The sequence below is a fragment of the Roseateles sp. P5_E11 genome (genome assembly GCF_054049355.1).
Window position 1 is genome coordinate 1 of sequence record NZ_JBFUMO010000404.1, and the last position, 5,415, is coordinate 5,415.

5 protein-coding genes are annotated in these 5,415 nt (G+C 71.7%); 2 read left to right on the forward strand and 3 right to left on the reverse strand.

All coding sequences use genetic code 11. The features are described 5' to 3' along the window. Together ACXJKR_RS23085 and ACXJKR_RS23090 are read left to right on the forward strand one after the other, a co-directional pair. On the forward strand, positions 1-1,933 hold a 1,933-nt coding region (locus tag ACXJKR_RS23085), incomplete at its 5' end, for a xanthine dehydrogenase family protein molybdopterin-binding subunit (RefSeq protein ID WP_457324794.1). A 51-nt stretch (positions 1,934-1,984) separates the two neighbouring features. After that, positions 1,985-2,764, forward strand: a complete 780-nt coding sequence (locus ACXJKR_RS23090; RefSeq protein ID WP_056195711.1) for an SDR family NAD(P)-dependent oxidoreductase — start codon at positions 1,985-1,987, stop codon at positions 2,762-2,764. A 4-nt stretch (positions 2,765-2,768) separates the two neighbouring features. Here ACXJKR_RS23090 and ACXJKR_RS23095 read toward each other — a convergent pair whose 3' ends face one another. The 3 genes from ACXJKR_RS23095 to ACXJKR_RS23105 all read right to left on the reverse strand — a co-directional run. Further along, entirely contained in the window at positions 2,769-3,596 is an 828-nt protein-coding gene (locus ACXJKR_RS23095; protein WP_457324795.1) for an alpha/beta fold hydrolase, read from the reverse strand. 8 nt (positions 3,597-3,604) lie between these two features. After that, entirely contained in the window at positions 3,605-4,291 is a 687-nt protein-coding gene (locus tag ACXJKR_RS23100) for a response regulator (protein WP_056195706.1), read from the reverse strand. Beyond that, the coding region (locus tag ACXJKR_RS23105; protein WP_457324796.1) for a sensor histidine kinase at positions 4,288-5,415 on the reverse strand (1,128 nt) is incomplete at its 5' end. The genes ACXJKR_RS23100 and ACXJKR_RS23105, both read right to left, overlap by 4 nt.

Sequence of the window (5,415 nt, forward strand, 5' to 3'; positions counted from 1 at the left end):
CCACTGGTTCATGCCCATGCGCCGCTGCGGTGCCGCGGCCCGTCAGATGCTGGAGCAGGCCGCCGCGCTGCAATGGGGCGTGCCGGTGGCCGAGGTGCAGGCCAGCAACCACGTGGTGGCGCACAAGGCCAGCGGCCGATCCCTGGGCTATGGCGCCCTGGCCGAGGCCGCCGCCAAGCTGGAGGTGCCCAAGCGCGAGGCGATCAAGCTCAAGAGCCCCGAGGCTTTCCGCTATATCGGCAAGCAGGACAGCCACCTCGTGGACGCCGAGGCCATCGTCACGGGTCGCTCGCAGTACGGCATCGACACACGGCTGCCAGGGATGCTCTACGCCGTCATCGCACGGCCACCGGTGTTTGGCGGCAAGCTCAAGTCCGTCGACAGCAGCGCGGCGCTGAAGGTGCCGGGTGTCGTCAAGGTCTTCGAGCTGGCGGGCACGCCGGCGCCAGCGGAGTTCCAACCGCTGGGCGGGGTCGTCGTCGTCGCCAAGGACACCTGGGCCGCGATGAAGGGCCGCGAGGCGCTGAAGATCGTCTGGGACGACGGCGCGCACGCCAGCTACGACTCGGTCGCCTTCCGCAAGGAGTTGGAGGCGGCGGTGGCCAAGCCGGGCGGCAAGGTCGTGCGCGACGATGGCGACGCGCCTGCCGCGCTGAGCAAGGCCGCCAAACGCGTGGCGGCCGACTACTACGCACCGCACCTGGCCCACGCCACGATGGAGCCACCGGCCGCGACGGCGCGCATCGTCGACGGGCGCTGCGAGGTCTGGGCCTGCGTGCAGTCGCCCCAGGCCGCGCGCGAGCGCGTGGCTGCGCGGCTGGGGCTGGGCGTGGACAAGGTGACGGTCAACGTGACCCTGCTGGGCGGCGGCTTCGGCCGCAAGTCCAAGCCCGACTTCGTCATCGAGGCGGCACTGGCTTCACAACAGATGCAGGGCGCGCCGGTCAAGCTGACCTGGACGCGCGAAGACGACCTGCACCACGACTATCTGCACACCGTCACCGCCCAGCATCTGGAAGCCGGGCTGGACGCCAGGGGCCGCGTCACCGCCTGGCTGCAGCGCGCGGCCGAGCCCACCATCCTGTCCATCTTCATGCCCGACCCCAAGCAGCTGGCCCCCTTCGAGCTGGGCCTGGGCCTGATCAACCTGCCCTACGCGATCCCGAACATCCGCATCGAGAACCCGGCCGCGACGGCGCACGCCCGCATCGGCTGGCTGCGCTCCGTCAACAACATCCAGCACMAGTTTGCGGCCCAGTCCTTCGTGGCCGAACTGGCCCACGCGGCCAAGCGCGACCACCGCGACTTCCTGTTCGAGCTGCTCGGCCCGGCGGCCCAGATCCCGCCGCCGCAGCTGAGTGACGGTTGGAACCACGGCGAGTCGCCCCAGCTCTACCCGGTCGACACCGGGCGGCTGCGCGGCGTCATCGAGCGCGTGACGAAGGAGGCGCACTGGGGCCGCAAACTGCCGCGCGGCCAAGGGCTGGGCCTGGCAGCCAACTACAGCTTCGTGACCTATATGGCCGTGGTCGTCGAGGTGCGCGTCAGCGCCAAGGGCGAGCTCAGCATCCCGCGCATCGATGTGGCCGTGGACTGCGGCCCAGCCATCAACCCGGACCGCATCCGCTCCCAGATCGAGGGCGCCTGCATCATGGGCCTGAGCCAGGCGCTGTACAGCGAGATCACGTTCAAGAACGGCCGCGTCGAGCAGAGCAACTACCACGACTACGAGATCGCGCGGCTCAACGTCGCGCCCAAGACCATCGCCGTGCACATCATGCCGGCCAAGAGCTACGACCAACCGCTGGGCGGCGTCGGCGAGCCGGCCATCGGCCCCATCGCACCGGCGCTGATGAACGCGATCTTCGCTGCCACGGGCAAGCGCATCCGGCAGTTGCCGTTGAAGGACCAGCTGACGGCGAAGAAGGCCTGAGGCGGCGGCGGGTCCTGGACTGACCCGCCGCAATTCCACTGGAGAAGACGCATGGCTACGGCAGGCAAGGTCGCGCTGATCACCGGCGGCGGCACGGGTGTGGGCGCCGCCACGGCGCTGATGCTGGCCGGCAGGGGTTACGACCTGCTGATCAACTACTCGCGCAGCGCGGACGAGGCCGCAGCCTGCGCCGCGGCCTGCCGTGCGGCCGGGTCCGACGTGTTCGTGAAGCAGGGCGACGTGGCGCAGGACGGCGACTGCCGCGCGCTGGCGCAGGCCGCGCTGGACCGCTGGGGCCGCATCGACGCACTGGTGAACAACGCCGGCGTGTCGGTGTTCGGCGCCGCGGCCGACTGGGACGCGCTGGACGCCGACACCTTCCAGCGCATCCTGGCCGTCAATGCGCTGGGCAGCTTCCAGATGGTGCGGGCTTGCGTCGACGCGCTGAAAGCCGCGCAGGGCTGCATCGTCAACGTATCGTCGGTGGCCGGCGCTCTGGGCGTGGGCTCGTCCATGCCCTACATCGCGTCCAAGGGCGCCATCAACGCGATGACGCTGCACCTGGCCCGGTCCCTGGCACCCGCCGTGCGCGTGAACGCCGTGTGCCCTGGCCTCATCACGTCACGCTGGTTCGTGCAGGGCGTGGGGCAACAGGGCTACGAGGCTGGCCTGAAGGCCTATGAAGCCGGCGTGCCGCTGCAGCGCGCCTGCTCCCCCGAGGACGTGGCGGAAGCCATCGTCTGGCTGGTGGACGGCGCCCGCACGGTGACCGGTGAGCTGCTGATGCTGGACAGCGGCATGCACCTGGCCAGCGTGAAGCCGCCGCGCTGAGCCCTCAGCGGTCCAGCAGCCCGGCGTCCTGCATCACGCGGGTGAAGGCCTCCGGCGCTTCCAGCGACGGCAGGTGGGCCATCCCCGGCGGCGCCACGTGGCGCGCGCCAGGGATGCGCGCGGCCATCTGCCGGCAGCGCTGCACCAGGTAAGGCAGGTCCAGGTCGCCGCACACCACGCACGTGGGCATGGCCAGTTGCTCCAGCCGCGGCCAGGCGTCGGGCGCGGGCTGCAACTCGCCGATGGCCGGCGCGTGCAGCGCGATGCGGTTCATCGCCAGGAACAGCTCGCGCGCGGCGCCGCCGACCCGGCCTTCGGGCTGGCCGGGGCCGTCCAGCCACAGGCGGGCCTGCAGGCGGTTGACCTCGTCGAGCTGGCCAGCGGCGCGGGCGGCCTGCGTGGCGTCGTTCAACTCACGGCTGGCGGCATCCAGCTCGGGCGTGGGGTCGGGGGCGCCGGTGACGGCAGGCGCCACCAGCGTCAGGCCGGCCACGCGCTCGGGCGAGGCCAGCGCGAAATCGATGGCGATGCGGCCGCCCAACGAGCAGCCCACCAGCTCCACGCGGTCCAGCCGCAGCACGTCCAGCACGGCGCGCAGGTCGCTGACCCAGGCATGCGGGCGAGCGGCGGCCACGCGCGTCTGACCAAAGCCGCGGCGGTCGATGCGCAGAGCTGAGCGCTGCTCGGCAGCCGCGGCCATGGCGCCGTCCCACAACCGGCTGTCGGTGACGCCGGCGTGCAGGAACACGAGCGGTGCGCTGCCATCGTCGTGGGGGCGGTATTCGACGGCCAGCTCGGCGCCGTCAACGGGAATCCAGTGGGTGACTTGCATGAGCGGGATCAGTTCGGTTCGGCGATGCGATAGCCCACGCCCGGCTCGGTCAGCAGCACGCAGGGCTCGGCCGGCTCGACCTCGAGCTTGGCGCGCAACTGGCCCATGTACAGGCGCAGATAGTGGGTCTGCTCGGTCGCGTCCGCGCCCCAGACGTCGGCCAGCAGGCGGCGGTGGGTGACGACCTGGCCGGCCTGGCGCACCAGGCGGGCGAGCAGCTTGAACTCGGTGGGCGTCAGGCGCACGTCGGCGCCATCGCGACGTACGCGGTGGGCGGCCAGGTCGACTTCCAGGCCGGCGCGCCGGTACATCGTGATGGCCGGYTGGGCCACGGTGCCGCGGTGGCGCAGGGCCACGCGCAGCCGTGCCAGCAGCTCGCCGATGCCGAAGGGCTTGACGAGGTAGTCGTCGGCACCGGCATCGAGCAGGCGGATCTTCTGGCCTTCGACCTGGCGGGCCGAAATGACGATCAGCGGCGTCGAGCGCTCTCGGCGCAGGGCCTGCAGCAGTTCCTCACCATCGCCGTCGGGCAGGCCGAGGTCGAGCAGCACGGCGTCCAGATGACCGGCGTGGGCGAGCTGGGCCATCGCGTCGGCCAGGCTGGCGGCGGTCAGCACCTCGTAGCCCTCGACGACCAAGGCCTCGCGCAGCGTCACGCGCAGTTCGCGGTCGTCTTCGACGAGCAGCAGTTTCACGTCGCGGCCTCCGGCAGCTCAGGCGCGTCGCGCAACGGCAGGCGCAGCTCGAAGCTGCAACCGCCATGGCCGCGCGGGCGCAGGCTCAGCACCCCCTCGTGCGCCTCGGCAATCGCGCGGCACAAGGCCAGGCCCACGCCCGAGCCCGGTGGGCGCTGAGAAAAGGCGGCCAGGTCGCCGCGCTGGAAGGCATCGAAGACGCGCTCGCGCCAGGCCGGGTCGATGCCGGGGCCACGGTCGCGCACGGCGAACATCGCTTCGCCGCCAAGGCGGCGCACGACCAGCTCGACGACGGCTTCGGCCGGGCTGTACTTCAATGCGTTGTCGATGAGGTTGTCCAGCAGCTGCGACATCAGGGCCGCATCACACCACAGCAGCGGCAGCTCCGGCTCGATGCGCGCCTTCACGCGTTCACCGTCGGGCCGGCGGCGCACGCGGCGCAGCGCGGCGCCGACGATCTCCTCGGCCGACTCCCAGTCGCAGCGCAGCGCCACGCCGGGCGCGCCAAGGCGGGCGAGCTGCAGCGTGTTGTCGGTCAGGCGCACGAGGCGGGCAGTCTCGTCGACGATGCGGCTGGCCAGCTCGCTGCGTTGCGCCGTCGTCAACCGTTCCCCCTGGGTCTGCAGGGCAGAAGCCGAACCCATGATGGTGGCCAGCGGCGTGCGGTAGTCGTGCGAGATCGCGGCCAGCATGGCGTTGCGGGTGGACTGGGTCTCGGCCAGTTCGGCCGATTGCCGGGCCTCATCCTGCACACGGCGGCGCTGCAGGGCCAGGCCCATCTGGTCGCACAGGGCCTGGGCGTGGGCAAGCTGGTCCACGGCCAAGGCCTCGGTGCCCAGCCCGCGCAGCGTGACGGCGCCCAGGGCCGTATCGCGGCCGCGCAGCGGCAGATAGAGGTCAGGCTCCTCGGCGTGATGGTCGGTGCCGGGGCCCAGCGCCCGGCCGCCATCGGCGCACAGCTGCAGGCCGGCCAGCGCATTCGCATCCGGCTCGCCGACGACGATGTCCTGCGCGCCGGGCGACGGCCGCAGCAGTGCCGCCGTGGCCAGGCCGGTGTTGCCGGCCAGCGCCTGCAACAGTTCGTGGACATGGACCTCGGGAAGGTCAGCGTCACGCATCAAGTC

Excerpts from the sequence above, each read along its gene's own strand:
- ACXJKR_RS23090 (WP_056195711.1), top strand. The coding sequence starts at position 1,985 with ATGGCTACGGCAGGCAAGGTCGCGCTGATCACCGGCGGCGGCACGGGT.
- ACXJKR_RS23095 (WP_457324795.1), bottom strand. The coding sequence starts at position 3,596 with ATGCAAGTCACCCACTGGATTCCCGTTGACGGCGCCGAGCTGGCCGTC.